Raw genomic sequence first — 13155 nt, forward strand, 5'->3', positions numbered from 1 at the left:
CATTTATTTGCTTGCTGAAAAGCTTCTTTCTATTCTTCCTTCGGCAGTTTGAAAGAAGAGTTATCCGGCACTTCTGCTTCTATGTTTTCCTCTGCGGCCTGAATATCATCCTGTTTCAGTTCTTCCAGCTGTTTATTAATTTTTGTAATATAAGACTGAACGTCCATACAAAAGCCTCCCTCTTGGTGTATAAAGTGCGTCAACGATTACTTTATGTATACCCTGGAGGAAAAACACTAAACATCGAGACGATGCAAAACAGCTCCGCCGAAAAAAACAAACACCCCTTTCCAGGCATGAAACCTGGAAAAGAGTGTTTAGATGTTTTCCTTACTGCTCACGCACATAAGGAAGCAATGCTACGTGACGGGAACGCTTAATAGCGCGGGTCAACTTACGCTGATATTTCGCACTCGTTCCAGTTACGCGGCGTGGAAGAATCTTCCCTCTTTCTGAAATAAACTTCTTCAAGAGTTCAGTATCTTTGTAATCGATATGAGTAATTTTGTTTACTGTGAAGTAACAAACTTTCCGTCTTTTTCCTCTACGACGTGCTGCTGCTGCCATTGTTTATCCTCCTTTATAAAAGATTGTTTATGCTCTCAGGGGTTTTAGAATGGCAAATCGTCATCTGAAATGTCGATTGGCTGCCCGTTGTCCGAAAACGGATCATCGTTTAAATTAGACGAATCGCGATTTTGCTGGCCTGAACCTGAGCTTTGGCTGTTCTGCTGCTGAGAATAGCCGCCTCCCTGCGAAGAACCTCCGCCTCCGGATGCTCCGCGCGGCTCAAGGAACTGCACGCTCTCCGCCTGAACTTCTACTACTGTTACACGACGGCCTTCCTGGTTTTCATAACTCCGGCTCTGCATACGTCCGTCTACACCGGCCAGGCTTCCTTTTTTCAAGTAATTGGCCACATTTTCTGCCTGCTTCCGCCAAATGACGCAGTTAAGAAAGTCTGCTTCACGTTCGCCCTGCTGGTTGGTAAATGGACGATTTACCGCAAGGCGAAAGTTAGCGACTGCTACGCCGTTCGGGGTATAACGCAGATCAGGGTCCGCGGTCAGCCTGCCGACTAACACGACACGATTTATCATTTAAACCCCTCCTGATTGTTAATGAAATTAGTCGTCGTTACGAACAACTAAGTGGCGGATTACGTTATCATCGATTTTAACCAGACGGTCAAATTCGTTGGTAGCGTCCGCGGTGCCTTTAATGTAAGTTACAACGTAATACCCGTCACGAAAATCATTGATTTCGTATGCGAGACGTTTTTTCCCTACTTCGTCTACTTTTTCAATTTCAGCGCCGTTATCTGTTAAGATTTTGTTGTACCGTTCGATTGTGTTTTTCACACCATCTTCGTCAACATTCGGGCTGATAATGTAAAGTACCTCATAATTCCGCATGCTGCGTCACCTCCTTTTGGTCTTCGGCTCTTTTCCAGTGGAAAAGAACAAGGAGCAAAAAACGCTTCTCCGTTTTTAACTCGCAAGTTAAAATTATATCAGCTTGACTTTCATTTTACAATATTCCCGGCAGAAAAATTAAACGTTAAAGCGGAAGTGGACAACGTCCCCGTCTTTAACAATATATTCTTTGCCCTCAAGCCTTACCTTGCCTGCGTCTTTGGCACTGTTCATTGCACCTGCCTGCATTAGGTCTTCATAACCGACTACTTCTGCACGAATAAAGCCCTTTTCAAAATCACTGTGAATAACTCCGGCTGCCTGCGGTGCTTTTGTATTTTTGCGGATCGTCCAGGCGCGCACTTCAGGTTCGCCTGCAGTAAAGTACGTCTGCAGCCCAAGCAGGGAATAAGCTTCCCGGATCAGCTGGTCGAGTCCCGGTTCTTCAATGCCGAGATCCTGAAGAAATTCATTTTTTTCTTCTCCCTCAAGCTCTGCAAGCTCCTCTTCAATTTTCCCGGAAATAACGACCACGCCGGCGCCTTCAGCTGCTGCAAATTCTTTTACGCGGGAGACATGTTCATTGTCCCCTTCCTCCATTAAGTCGTCTTCACTGACATTGGCTACGTACAATACCGGCTTCATCGTGAGGAGCTGGAAGCCCTTGACGATTTTCAGCTCTTCCTCGGTCCACTCCAGGCTGCGCACTGGCTGCTCTTCTTTTAATGCTTCGATGATTTTTTCGAGAACCGCATGCTCCTGCATCGCGTCTTTATCTTTGGACTTGGCAAGCTTTGCTACCTTATCAATCCGCTTTTCTGCTGTTTCAAGGTCTGCAAGAATCAGTTCAAGGTTAATTACTTCGATATCGTTAATCGGATCTATTTTCCCGGACACGTGGGTGATGTCATCACTATCAAAGCAGCGTACTACATGGGATATCGCATCCACTTCCCGGATATGAGACAGAAATTTATTCCCGAGGCCTTCCCCTTTGCTTGCGCCTTCCACAATGCCGGCGATATCTGTAAATTCAAATGCGGTAGGAATCGTTTTTTTCGGCTGAAACATATTTGTTAACTGCTCGAGCCTGCTGTCCGGAACTTCTACTATGCCTACGTTGGGGTCAATGGTGCAGAACGGATAGTTGGCAGACTCCGCCCCTGCCTGCGTAATCGCATTAAACAATGTTGACTTCCCGACATTTGGAAGCCCGACTATACCTGTAGTTAAAGCCATTTATTATTTCCTTCTTTCTTTCAATTAATATTTCTCTAAACATAACAAAGAGGACAACCGCAGCTGTCCTGTAAAGCAACTCTTTATCGTTAGTATATTGCTTTGAGTATAGTATAATTTCTTTTCTGCGACAACAAGAGCGGCTTCGATGGTTATTCGAGCACCTTTTTTACCTTTTTATTGAACTCTTTTCTCGGAAGCATCACGCTGTGCCCGCACCCCTCACATTTAATCCGGATATCGGCGCCCATCCGAATAATTTTCCAGCGGTTTTCTCCGCACGGATGCTGTTTTTTCATTTCTACAATATTATTGATTTCAAAAGGCTGCTTTTCCGCCATAGCTCCCGTTTCTCCTTTCCCATCATTTTTACCTGAACAATTTGATACTTTTTATCCTATCTTACTCCGCCGCAAACCTCAATAAAACCAGCATTTCCTTATTCACGAAGCCTGTCGCTTAAATATAACCGTTATTTTTGCCCACACGCGGGTATAGTAGGCTAATATCATTTATTTTTGGCTGCAATTCCGGAAAGGGGCTATCTGCTATGGGGAAAAAAGCTGTTTCACGTGAAACCTATCGTACTCACTGCCATGTCAGCATGAATGAGCCCGAAAGCGCTGGAGAACTGGCAAAATGCCTGACCAGCCATCTCCGTGAGCGTGTCACAGACGAAGACATTATAGTCGTGTGTATCGGAACAGACCGATCCACCGGAGATTCACTCGGCCCTTTGACTGGCAGCAAGCTTCTTGAAAAAAGACTGGAAAATTTTTATGTATATGGTACTCTCCAATACCCAGTACACGCTGTTAATTTGGAGGAAACGCTCTCTCTCATTGAAGCAGACCATCCGCATGCTTTTGTTATCGCTGTCGACGCCTGCCTTGGCTATCTGCAGAATGTCGGAAAAGTTACTTTGAATGAAGGAGGAGTAACTCCAGGGGCTGCGATGAAAAAGAAACTCCCTATAGTTGGAGATATGCACATTAACGGCATAGTGAATGTCAGTGGGATGATGGAATATTTTGTACTGCAAAACACCCGGCTTTATACTATCAATACGATGGCTTCTTTAATAGCAGACACCTTTCTTCTCGTTGATCAGTCATTATCAAAGCAGGATATTTTACGCAGGGGAAAAGCTGCTGCTCTTCCCGTTACATTTCATAATGATGATGATCATATCCGTTTTCTGCGTGAAGCTTCATCCGCCGAACAGGCGGATAATAAACACAAAAAAAGCCACCATCGGTATCGCCGGAAGTAGATTGGCTACCCGGATTTCTAAAAGCCCCACTAACTTCAATCCAATGGCGATAATCATCACGCCGCCAGTAGCCGTCATTTCGGTAATAAAGGTATCCATGGCTTCCTGGGGTACCAGCCTGTCAATTTGGACAGCAAAAAGAGCGATTGATCCCTGATAGAGGACAACAGGTATAAATGAAAAAAGCACACCTATCCCCATCGTCGTTGTAAAGATAAGCGCTGAGAACCCATCCAGCATTGATTTTGTAAATAAAACGTCGTGTTCCTGGCGCAGGCCGCTGTCCATTGCTCCAAGAACCGCCATCGCTCCCACCACGTAAACCAGCGTGGCCGTTACAAAACCTTTGGCTACTTTATTATCTGCACTACCGCTTCCAATCCGTTTTTCCACCCACCGCCCAAGAGATTCCAGTTTGTCCTCAATTCGTATCCGTTCTCCTGCCCAGGCTCCTGTCACCAGGCTGCCTACGACAATTAAAAATTGTTCTGTCTGCAGTCCCATCTGTATGCCGAGAAGTACAACAGCCAGCGCCAATGCCTGCATAATGGTAGTTTTCATTCTTTCCGGAATACGGTGAAATAACAATCCCATTAACGATCCAATAATAATGGTCACTCCGTTAACCAGCGTTCCTGTAAGCACCATAAACGTCCGCTCCCTTTTCCTGCTTGTTTCTTTGTTTTTATATGTGCCCATCCAGAACTCAAAATCATAACGGTAAACGTTTGTCAGAAGCAGGAACAGGCTTTGCTTTCCTCTTCGTTTTCTTTCGGGAGTTCTTTTCAGCTGTCATTTCATTCTTTCCAGGTTGGATAAAAGCTTTCCTTTTTGCTTGCATACAGCATGTCTTAAAGATCTCCGTGCCCCGTCTCTTCTGGCAGGCACTCTCCAACTGCCGTTCACCTTTGTTAGTAACGGCTGGGCTTTAAATATTTTACTATAAAATGAAATAGAGCGGGCCCGTACTATACGGCAAAAGTTACATAGCCAAGATCTTTTACAGTTCCCCCGCCTCTTTCATTTCAAGGAGAGATCGTTATGATTGTCCAGTTATCCAATCATAAATACGAAACCGCAAAAAGCATACTTGCTCTGCAGCAGCAATCCTACTATACAGAGGCTGTGCTTATAGATAATTTTGATATCCCTGCTTTAAACGAATCAGTAGAAGCCATCCGCTCTTCGAAGGAAACTTTTGTAGGTTATTTTGTAGAGGGTGAACTCCGTGCTTTAATTGCTTATGAACACCAGGAAAAAAAGCTGCAAATTACAAGGCTCGTCGTGCATCCGGATTTTTTCCGGCGGGGCTTTGCTTCCTACCTGATGAAATATCTATTAAACCACCATCTCGATACTTTAATTTACGCTCATACGAGCGAAAAGAATCAGCCGGCGATCGATCTTTATTATTCTTTTGGATTTGTCATATCCCGTAAATTCAATCTCCCGGACGGGCATCCTATGGTAGTGCTAGAACGCTATTCTTCCTATGCCTGAAAAGGTCTTTTTCCCCGGGAGGCCTCTTTTGAACTATAAAAATTAGAAAAGGCTCCCGTTTTGATAACTGGAAGCCCTTTCGTTATTCTTTCTCTTCGCTCAGAAGCTGGAGGATCCGATCGAGATCCTCATCCGAAAAGAATTCAATTTCAATTTTGCCTTTATTTTTCCCCTGTTGAATAGAAACAGAAGTTCCGAAATACGATTGAAGCTCTTCTGCTTTCTGCTCGAGAAAAGGAGAAGCAGGTTGCTTCTGCTTTGTTTCACGTGGAACACCTTCATTCATCTGCTGAACGAGCTTTTCCGTCTGCCTTACATTAAGAGACTGTTTAACAATCTGCTCGCTCACCTTAGCGGCCAGCTCTTTCTTTCTCAATCCAAGAAGCGTTCTGGCATGCCCCATAGAAATTCCCTTTGTTTCCACGAGCTTTTGTACTTCTGCTGGCAGCTGCAGAAGCCGGATATAGTTGGCAATGTGCGGTCTGCTCTTCCCGAGACGCTTAGACAGTTCATCCTGAGTAATATCGAGTGACTCCACCAGGCGCTGATACGCATGGGCTTCTTCCAAGGGATTCAAATCTTCCCGCTGCAAGTTTTCAATCAAAGCGACTTCCATCATCCGTTCATCGCTTAAATCCTTTACGATTGCCGGAATTTCTTTTAATCCCGCTGCCGAAGCAGCCCGGAACCGCCGCTCTCCGGTGACAATATCATATCCTTTAATACTTTTGCGGACAAGAATTGGCTGCAGAACGCCAAACTCTGCCACAGACTGCTTCAGCTCTTCAATGGCTTCTTCTTCAAACCGTTTTCTCGGCTGATAAGGGTTGGGCCGCAATTCCTGTACTGGTACCGCAGTGATTTGATCTTCGTTGCTGCCTGTTTCTTCCGGAAAAAAAGCGTTCAACCCTCTACCTAGACCTTTGGCCACCAGCAACCACTTCCTTTGCTAATTCTAAATAGACCTCGGCACCCTTAGACTTCGCGTCATACATAATAATTGGAAGACCGTGGCTTGGAGCTTCCCCAAGTCGTATATTCCGGGGGATAATCGTTTCAAATACTTTTTCCTGAAAGTATTTTTTTACTTCTTCTATGACCTGGAAACCAAGATTGGTCCTTGCATCGAGCATCGTAAGAAGCACTCCTTCAATTTCCAAATCATGATTTAAGTGCTTCTGTACGAGACGGACCGTATTGAGCAGCTGACTTAATCCTTCCAAAGCGTAGTATTCACACTGTACCGGAATTAAAATCGAATCCGAAGCAGAAAGCGCGTTAATCGTTAGAAGTCCCAGAGAGGGCGGGCAATCGATTATTATGTAGTCGTACTGCTCAGCCACATCCTCCAGAGCATTTTTTAGTCTTATTTCCCGGGAAATAGTGGAAACCAGTTCAATTTCTGCTCCGGACAGCTGAATAGTGGCAGGTACTACGTCCAACTGTTCCAAAGCAGTCCCCCGCACAATATCACGAATGTCCGTGTCTTCGACGAGAACGTTATATATGCACCGCTCCACGTCCCCTTTTTCAATACCGGCCCCACTGGTGGCGTTTCCCTGCGGGTCAATGTCTACGAGAAGCACCCGCTGGCCTACATGCGCCAGGCAGGCGCTTATGTTTACTGCTGTTGTTGTTTTCCCAACGCCGCCTTTCTGGTTGGCGATAGCAACAGTTTTTGCCATCGATACACCTACTTTCCAAGTTCCATGCTGTTCTTCTTGTTTACTGCTTTGATTTTGGTATTCGAATAGTCACCTGATAATAACCATCGTAGTCTTCCTCATTTGTATCAATCACCATACCGCTTTTTGTTACCATCTCTATTGACTCGCGGATCGTATTTAAGGCAATACGGGTATCCCTGGAGACATGCTTCTTCGGCTGCTTTGTTTTTTTCGGCTTAGGATCGAGCAAAGCAGCAATCTTATCTTCCGTCTGTTTTACATTCCAGTCCTTTTCTATCGCTTCATCAACGATACGATCCTGGCGCTCTGCATCCGGAAGCTTTAGAAGTGCTCTGGCGTGTCGTTCAGTAATAGTTTTTTCTGACAGCTTATCCTGCACATACTCAGACAGGTGTAAAAGACGAAGCTTATTAGCGATCGTAGACTGGCTTTTCCCCAGCCGCTGCGCCAGACTTGCCTGCGTGAGCTGATTCATTTCGAGCAGCCTGGCATAAGCAGCTGCTTCTTCAAGCGCAGTTAACGCTTCCCTCTGCAAATTTTCAATAAGCGCAATCGAAGCCGTCTGTGTATCATTAAATTCTTTCACCAGCGCCGGTATCTCTTTCCAGTCAAGCTTTTGCGAAGCGCGCCAACGCCTTTCACCGGCAATTATTTCGTACCCCCCGGACTGCTTTCTGACCGTAATTGGCTGCAGGAGCCCGTGCGTCTGCAGCGACTGGGCTAACTCCGAAAGCTTTTCATCTGAAAAGATCGTCCGCGGTTGAAATGGGTTAGCCATGATTTGATGAATTGGAATCATTTTGACTTCGTGTTCATTAATGCCGCTTTTTTCAGCCTGATTATCGCCCAGGCCGAACCATTTTTGAATCGACTGTTTCATACCCGTATATCACCTCACTTAAAAACTGCGACCCTTGATGCTTCACTAGTGGATTTCGTGCCTTTGCTATTTTCATTCTATCACGTTTCTAAAGGTTGTCGAATGAGCCGGTAGTGATTATAAAGGATTTTTTGCCGGTGTTCCTGATTTTCTTGGATACGCCTTTGGGGTTTTTTTCTTTTTTGCGAATGTTAGAAGCACTCGTTCACTGTTTTCTTTCGGGAGTTTCATTTTCTCCGGGCTCCCAGCTTCTGCTTCTAATTTTGCCAGGGCGTTCTCCGCAGTGTGAAGTTCCTCTTCGCCACTTGCTCCCTTCCATGCAATAAATACGCCTCCCGGCTTTACAAAAGGCAGGCATAGCTCCAAAAGCACCGGAAGTCTGGCCACAGCACGGGCACTGGCCATATCGAACTGATCCCGATACGCTTTTTGCCGTGCAAGCTGTTCGGCCCGGTCATGGATTAGAGTCACTCCCTCAAGCCCAAGCTCACTTACGATTTCTTCCAGAAAACCAATACGTTTTTTTAAAGAATCAACAATCGTAACCTGGAGTTCCGGGAAGCATATTTTTAGCGGCAGGCTCGGAAATCCGGCCCCCGATCCTACATCGATAAAAGATCCTTCTGCCTTGAAAGCCGGGAGAGAAGCTCCGGTGAGAGAATCATAAAAATGCTTCTCATACACCTCCTGTTCTTCGGTAATCCCTGTCAGATTCATGCGTTCATTCCATTCAACAAGCAGTTGATAATACTGCTCAAACTGCTTTTTCTGTTTATCATCCAAAGTAATATGTATGGCTTGAAGCCATTCTGGAAACGCTTCTTTACTCATTTTATCTTTCCTGCCCTTCACTGGATAATACAACACTCCCGGACTTTCTTCCGGGAATAGAGATATCTTGAAAAAAGCCCCTGCTTACTGAAAGCAGGGGCTTAGTCATGCGCTACTGTTACGTTGTTGCCATACGGCCCTGTTCGATATATACAAGCAGTATAGATATGTCGGACGGGTTCACCCCGGATACACGGGAAGCCTGGCCGACAGACAGCGGACGTACTTCTGAAAGCTTTTGTCTTGCTTCGATTGCAATACCCGAAATGTCATGATAATCGATGCTCTCCGGAATCTTTTTCTCTTCCATTTTCTTCATACGCTCCACCTGTTCAAGCTGTTTCGAAATATATCCTTCGTATTTCACTTGAATTTCCACCTGCTCGGCTACATCCGGCGCAATTGACGAAGGCGCCTCAGCAAACGGAGCGATGTCAGCATAACCGATTTCCGGCCGCTTCATCAGGTGGGCTGCCGAAGCTGCTTCCTTCATCGCTGTAGATCCCTGGGAAATAAGCATTTCATTAATCGCTTCATGGGGCTTCAAGGTAAAGCTTTCCAGTCGTTTTTTCTCGGCTTCGATCGCTTCTTTTTTATGAATAAATCGCTCGTAGCGGGCCTCCGGGACTAATCCGATTTCGTGGCCGGTTTCGGTTAAACGCAGGTCAGCATTATCATGACGGAGAAGGAGGCGGTATTCCGCTCTCGACGTTAACAGGCGATACGGTTCGTTAGTGCCCTTAGTGACCAGGTCATCAATCAATACACCGATATAGGCATCCGAACGGTCGAGGATAACGCCTTCCCTGCCCTGAGCCTTGCGGGCTGCGTTAATACCGGCCATGATTCCCTGCCCGGCAGCCTCTTCGTACCCGGACGTACCGTTAATCTGACCTGCGGTAAATAGACCTTCCACCGTTTTGGTTTCAAGCGTCGGCCAAAGCTGCGTCGGTACAATGGCATCATATTCAATCGCATAGCCCGGACGCATCATTTTTACGTTTTCGAGCCCCGGGATCGTTTTAAGGATACCGAACTGAATGTCTTCCGGAAGACTGGTGGACAGCCCCTGTACGTATACTTCATCTGTGTTTCTGCCTTCAGGCTCAAGGAAAATCTGGTGCTTTGGTTTGTCATTAAAACGCACGATTTTATCCTCAATTGAAGGACAATACCTCGGTCCGGTTCCTTCGATCATACCCGAATACATCGGCGAACGCTGCAGGTTGTTTGTAATCAACTCATGTGTCTCCGAACCGGTATAGGTAAGCCAGCATGGCAGCTGATCAGTAATAAATTCCACCGTTTCGTAGGAAAAGGCTCTCGGCTGCTCATCGCCAGGCTGAATTTCTGTTTTGCTGTAATCAATAGAATTACTGTTTACCCGTGGCGGCGTGCCAGTTTTAAAACGGACCATGTCCAGGCCGAGTGCTTTAATGCTGTCCGATAAATTGATGGAAGGCTGCATATTATTCGGCCCGCTTTCATAAGCCAGTTCTCCGAGGATAATTTTACCGCGCAGGTAGGTGCCCGTAGTTACTACAACCGATGAAGCGTAGTAGCTGGCACCAGTATTAGTCACTACACCCTTACAAACGTTATCTTCAACGATCAATTCCTCTACCAGCCCCTGGCGAATCGTTAAATTTTCTGTGTTCTCAAGAGTCCGCTTCATTTCCTGCTGGTAAAGAAACTTATCAGCCTGCGCACGAAGTGCCTGGACTGCCGGGCCCTTCCCCGTATTAAGCATTCGCATTTGAATATGCGTTTTATCGATGTTTTTAGCCATTTCTCCACCGAGTGCATCAATTTCACGGACGACGATCCCTTTTGCCGGTCCTCCTACGGACGGGTTACAGGGCATAAAAGCTACGGCGTCCAGGTTCAGCGTCAGCATCAATGTATTGGCCCCCATGCGTGCAGAAGCAAGCCCTGCTTCTACTCCCGCGTGTCCGGCGCCGATGACGATCGTGTCATAATTTCCTCCGTTGTAACTCATTACGGTTCCTCCTTCTAGTATTTTCCTCCGCCTACAGCGGATATATCTATTTTCCGAGACAAAACTGGGCAAACAGCTGGTCAATTAATCCATCATGTACGTTTTCCCCGACAATTTCGCCGAGCTGTTCCCAGGCCCGCGTAATATCAATCTGTACCATATCTACAGGCACTCCCATTTCCACAGCTTCCAAAGCATCATTCACCGAACGTTTGGCCTGATTCAATAACCCGATATGACGGGCATTGGACAAATAATTCATGTCTGCCGCTTCCACCCCTTCATCAAAAAAGAGATGGGCGATCGCTTCTTCAAGACTGTCGATGCCTTCATCATTCAGAAAAGAAGCAGCAATAATCGGCCGGCCAGATGTAAACTCCCGGAGTTCTTCCTCGTCTACTTGCTTGGGGAGATCCGTTTTGTTCATTATAACAATAACATTCATGCCTTGAACTGCCTGAAATAATGCTCGGTCTTCATCAGACAGCGGCTCTGCGCTGTTAATGACAAGAAGGATCAGTTCCGCTTCCTGAAGTACTTGCCGGGAACGCTCTACGCCAATCTTTTCCACAATATCTTCGGTTTCGCGTATACCGGCAGTGTCAATTAAACGAAGAGGCACTCCCCGGACATTCACATATTCTTCGAGCACGTCCCTGGTGGTGCCGGGGACTTCCGTTACAATCGCTTTATTCTCATGCACCAGGTTATTCATTAACGAGGATTTCCCTACGTTCGGGCGGCCGATAATCGCTGTACCAAGCCCTTCACGCATAATTTTTCCCTGTCTTGCCGTTACAAGCAGCTGATCAATCTCTTCGCCGACAAACGCTACATTTTCCTTTAAAACGTTCGTGGTCACGACATCAGCATCAAATTCGGGGTAGTCAATATTCACTTCCACATTGGCTACTGTTTCGAGAAGCTTTTGGCGGAGTTTACGGATGCGTTCGGAAAGCCTTCCCTCCACCTGTTTTAAAGCACTCTGCATGGCACGGTCGGTTTTAGCTCTGATCAGATCCATAACACCTTCTGCCTGGGTGAGATCAATGCGTCCGTTCAAAAACGCCCGTTTCGTAAACTCTCCCGGCTCCGCCAGCCGTGCTCCCTGACTTAATACGTTATTAAGAACCCGGTTGACCGACACCAGCCCGCCGTGGCAATTAATTTCCACAATGTCTTCTCTTGTAAATGTTTTTGGGGCCCTCAGGACAGAAATCATGGATTCTTCAATCACAGAGCCATCTGCCGGGTCAATAATATGTCCGTAATGGATTGTATGAGTTTCCACTTCATGAAGAGATTTTTTGCCTTTATACACATGGTCTGCAATATCAAGCGCTTCGTCTCCGCTCAGGCGGACAATTGCAATAGCCCCTTCCCCGCTCGGAGTGGAAATCGCAGCAATTGTGTCTGTTTCCATTCATCAACCCTCCCTGGGTTTTTCTTCGTCTATTAGACACACGAAAAGGACGACACCTTTTTCGGCATCGCTCGCGTCGTTTTCCTTCTATGCTTCTAACTAAATAGAATATCATATGAAAGCATTTCGCAAAAGACTTTTATCCACATGTGGATAACCTGTGTATAAACGGCTTGCGAACAAAAAACCGCCTGGCAGCCCAGGCGGTGGTTAAATTTATTTTGGATTTTCTTTTGCGGCAGGTGTAATTACCACATGGCGTCTCGGTTCTTTGCCTGTAGAGGTCGTTTCGATATCCGGGTGCCGGTGCAGCGTTTGATGAACAATTTTTCGTTCTGCTGCATCCATGGGCTCGAGCTTAATCGTAATGGCTTCCCGACGAGCTTTCCCGGCCATACGCTCCGCAAACCGCTGCAACGATTCTTTTCGATTTTGACGATAATTTTCAGCATCAAGCACAATATGCTGTTTAGCATTGGCATGCTTGTTGGCGACCGTGTTCGTAAGGTGCTGAAGCGCATCAAGAGTTTTCCCCCGTTTTCCAATTAAAAGACCCAGAGAATTACCTTCGAGCTCCATCGAAATAAGTTTTCTTGAGATTTTTACTTCCACTTCTGCTTCTACGTTCATAGCCTGAACCACATCTTTTAAGTATGCCGCCGCCTCTTCTACAGGATCAACCCGCACGGATACTTCCACGTAAGCCTGCCTCGCTCCAATGCCTAAAAACCCTTTTCGTGGTTCTTCAAGCACCTGGTATTCGATACGGTCTATTGTTGTTCCCCATTCCTGCACAGCTTTATCTAAAGCTTCTTCTATTGTTTTACCGGAAATTTTCATCGATTGATTCACTGTCAGCCCGCCCTCCTGAAGCCTTACGTTTCTTTGTGGCAAAGATTTCATGTAC

General features: G+C 46.2%; 16 protein-coding genes. 2 read left to right on the top strand and 14 right to left on the bottom strand.

Annotated features, from left to right (window positions below; all coding sequences use genetic code 11):
- Positions 1-29 precede the first annotated feature (29 nt).
- From CHL76_RS16990 to CHL76_RS07025, 6 genes are all read right to left on the bottom strand, one after another.
- Positions 30-167 carry a hypothetical protein gene (locus CHL76_RS16990; protein ID WP_158219096.1) on the bottom strand — a complete coding sequence of 46 codons (138 nt, stop codon included), beginning with the start codon at positions 165-167 and terminating at the stop codon, positions 30-32.
- 163 nt (positions 168-330) lie between these two features.
- Positions 331-567: a 30S ribosomal protein S18 gene (rpsR, locus tag CHL76_RS07005; RefSeq protein ID WP_079474486.1), complete on the bottom strand. Its 237-nt coding sequence runs from the start codon at positions 565-567 to the stop codon at positions 331-333.
- 44 nt (positions 568-611) lie between these two features.
- The gene (gene ssb, locus CHL76_RS07010) at positions 612-1100 is read right to left on the bottom strand and encodes a single-stranded DNA-binding protein (RefSeq protein WP_079474485.1); all 489 of its coding nucleotides are present in this window, start codon (positions 1098-1100) and stop codon (positions 612-614) included.
- 27 nt (positions 1101-1127) lie between these two features.
- Entirely contained in the window at positions 1128-1415 is a 288-nt protein-coding gene (rpsF, locus tag CHL76_RS07015; protein WP_022792961.1) for a 30S ribosomal protein S6, read from the bottom strand.
- A gap of 138 nt (positions 1416-1553) precedes the next feature.
- A complete protein-coding gene (gene ychF / locus CHL76_RS07020; RefSeq protein WP_079474484.1) occupies positions 1554-2654 on the bottom strand; it encodes a redox-regulated ATPase YchF in 1101 nt (366 codons plus the stop codon).
- 152 nt (positions 2655-2806) lie between these two features.
- Positions 2807-2995 (bottom strand): DUF951 domain-containing protein, encoded by a 189-nt coding sequence (locus CHL76_RS07025; RefSeq protein ID WP_079474483.1) that lies wholly within the window; start codon positions 2993-2995, stop codon positions 2807-2809.
- A gap of 209 nt (positions 2996-3204) precedes the next feature.
- Here CHL76_RS07025 and yyaC point away from each other — a divergent pair, with 209 nt between their 5' ends.
- On the top strand, positions 3205-3927 hold the full coding sequence (yyaC, locus tag CHL76_RS07030) for a spore protease YyaC (protein ID WP_079474482.1): 723 nt from the start codon (positions 3205-3207) through the stop codon (positions 3925-3927).
- Here the strand turns inward: yyaC and CHL76_RS07035 are convergent.
- Positions 3865-4575: a DUF554 domain-containing protein gene (locus CHL76_RS07035; protein ID WP_079474481.1), complete on the bottom strand. Its 711-nt coding sequence runs from the start codon at positions 4573-4575 to the stop codon at positions 3865-3867. The two genes, yyaC and CHL76_RS07035, sit on opposite strands and share 63 nt — an antisense overlap.
- 393 nt (positions 4576-4968) lie before the next feature.
- Between CHL76_RS07035 and CHL76_RS07045 the strand changes: the two genes are divergently transcribed.
- On the top strand, positions 4969-5427 hold the full coding sequence (locus CHL76_RS07045; protein ID WP_079474479.1) for a GNAT family N-acetyltransferase: 459 nt from the start codon (positions 4969-4971) through the stop codon (positions 5425-5427).
- A gap of 82 nt (positions 5428-5509) precedes the next feature.
- Here CHL76_RS07045 and CHL76_RS07050 read toward each other — a convergent pair whose 3' ends face one another.
- The 7 genes from CHL76_RS07050 to jag all read right to left on the bottom strand — a co-directional run bounded on the left by CHL76_RS07050 (position 5510) and on the right by jag (position 13151).
- Positions 5510-6358 carry a ParB/RepB/Spo0J family partition protein gene (locus CHL76_RS07050; RefSeq protein ID WP_079474478.1) on the bottom strand — a complete coding sequence of 283 codons (849 nt, stop codon included), beginning with the start codon at positions 6356-6358 and terminating at the stop codon, positions 5510-5512.
- Complete coding sequence (locus CHL76_RS07055) at positions 6339-7112, bottom strand: ParA family protein (RefSeq protein ID WP_079474477.1); 774 nt, start codon at positions 7110-7112, stop codon at positions 6339-6341. The genes CHL76_RS07050 and CHL76_RS07055 overlap by 20 nt, the downstream gene beginning before the upstream one ends.
- Positions 7113-7152: 40 nt before the next feature.
- Positions 7153-7995, bottom strand: a complete 843-nt coding sequence (noc, locus tag CHL76_RS07060) for a nucleoid occlusion protein (protein ID WP_079474476.1) — start codon at positions 7993-7995, stop codon at positions 7153-7155.
- 117 nt (positions 7996-8112) lie between these two features.
- Positions 8113-8826 (bottom strand): 16S rRNA (guanine(527)-N(7))-methyltransferase RsmG, encoded by a 714-nt coding sequence (gene rsmG / locus CHL76_RS07065; RefSeq protein WP_079474475.1) that lies wholly within the window; start codon positions 8824-8826, stop codon positions 8113-8115.
- A gap of 118 nt (positions 8827-8944) precedes the next feature.
- Positions 8945-10825, bottom strand: coding sequence for a tRNA uridine-5-carboxymethylaminomethyl(34) synthesis enzyme MnmG (gene mnmG, locus CHL76_RS07070; RefSeq protein WP_079474474.1), 1881 nt, complete (start codon positions 10823-10825; stop codon positions 8945-8947).
- A gap of 46 nt (positions 10826-10871) precedes the next feature.
- On the bottom strand, positions 10872-12248 hold the full coding sequence (gene mnmE, locus CHL76_RS07075; protein ID WP_079474473.1) for a tRNA uridine-5-carboxymethylaminomethyl(34) synthesis GTPase MnmE: 1377 nt from the start codon (positions 12246-12248) through the stop codon (positions 10872-10874).
- 216 nt (positions 12249-12464) lie between these two features.
- Positions 12465-13151 carry an RNA-binding cell elongation regulator Jag/EloR gene (gene jag, locus CHL76_RS07080; protein ID WP_233133256.1) on the bottom strand — a complete coding sequence of 229 codons (687 nt, stop codon included), beginning with the start codon at positions 13149-13151 and terminating at the stop codon, positions 12465-12467.
- Positions 13152-13155: the final 4 nt, after the last annotated feature.

Origin of the sequence: Marinococcus halophilus (assembly GCF_002265875.1) — a bacterium.
Taxonomy (GTDB): domain Bacteria; phylum Bacillota; class Bacilli; order Bacillales; family Marinococcaceae; genus Marinococcus; species Marinococcus halophilus.

Coding starts and splice junctions, on each gene's coding strand:
- CHL76_RS16990 (WP_158219096.1), bottom strand. CDS start 167: ATGGACGTTCAGTCTTATATTACAAAAATTAATAAACAGCTGGAAGAA.
- rpsR (WP_079474486.1), bottom strand. CDS start 567: ATGGCAGCAGCAGCACGTCGTAGAGGAAAAAGACGGAAAGTTTGTTAC.
- ssb (WP_079474485.1), bottom strand. CDS start 1,100: ATGATAAATCGTGTCGTGTTAGTCGGCAGGCTGACCGCGGACCCTGAT.
- rpsF (WP_022792961.1), bottom strand. CDS start 1,415: ATGCGGAATTATGAGGTACTTTACATTATCAGCCCGAATGTTGACGAA.
- ychF (WP_079474484.1), bottom strand. CDS start 2,654: ATGGCTTTAACTACAGGTATAGTCGGGCTTCCAAATGTCGGGAAGTCA.
- CHL76_RS07025 (WP_079474483.1), bottom strand. CDS start 2,995: ATGGCGGAAAAGCAGCCTTTTGAAATCAATAATATTGTAGAAATGAAA.
- yyaC (WP_079474482.1), top strand. CDS start 3,205: ATGGGGAAAAAAGCTGTTTCACGTGAAACCTATCGTACTCACTGCCAT.
- CHL76_RS07035 (WP_079474481.1), bottom strand. CDS start 4,575: ATGGTGCTTACAGGAACGCTGGTTAACGGAGTGACCATTATTATTGGA.
- CHL76_RS07045 (WP_079474479.1), top strand. CDS start 4,969: ATGATTGTCCAGTTATCCAATCATAAATACGAAACCGCAAAAAGCATA.
- CHL76_RS07055 (WP_079474477.1), bottom strand. CDS start 7,112: ATGGCAAAAACTGTTGCTATCGCCAACCAGAAAGGCGGCGTTGGGAAA.
- noc (WP_079474476.1), bottom strand. CDS start 7,995: ATGAAACAGTCGATTCAAAAATGGTTCGGCCTGGGCGATAATCAGGCT.
- rsmG (WP_079474475.1), bottom strand. CDS start 8,826: ATGAGTAAAGAAGCGTTTCCAGAATGGCTTCAAGCCATACATATTACT.
- mnmG (WP_079474474.1), bottom strand. CDS start 10,825: ATGAGTTACAACGGAGGAAATTATGACACGATCGTCATCGGCGCCGGA.
- mnmE (WP_079474473.1), bottom strand. CDS start 12,248: ATGGAAACAGACACAATTGCTGCGATTTCCACTCCGAGCGGGGAAGGG.
- jag (WP_233133256.1), bottom strand. CDS start 13,151: ATGAAATCTTTGCCACAAAGAAACGTAAGGCTTCAGGAGGGCGGGCTG.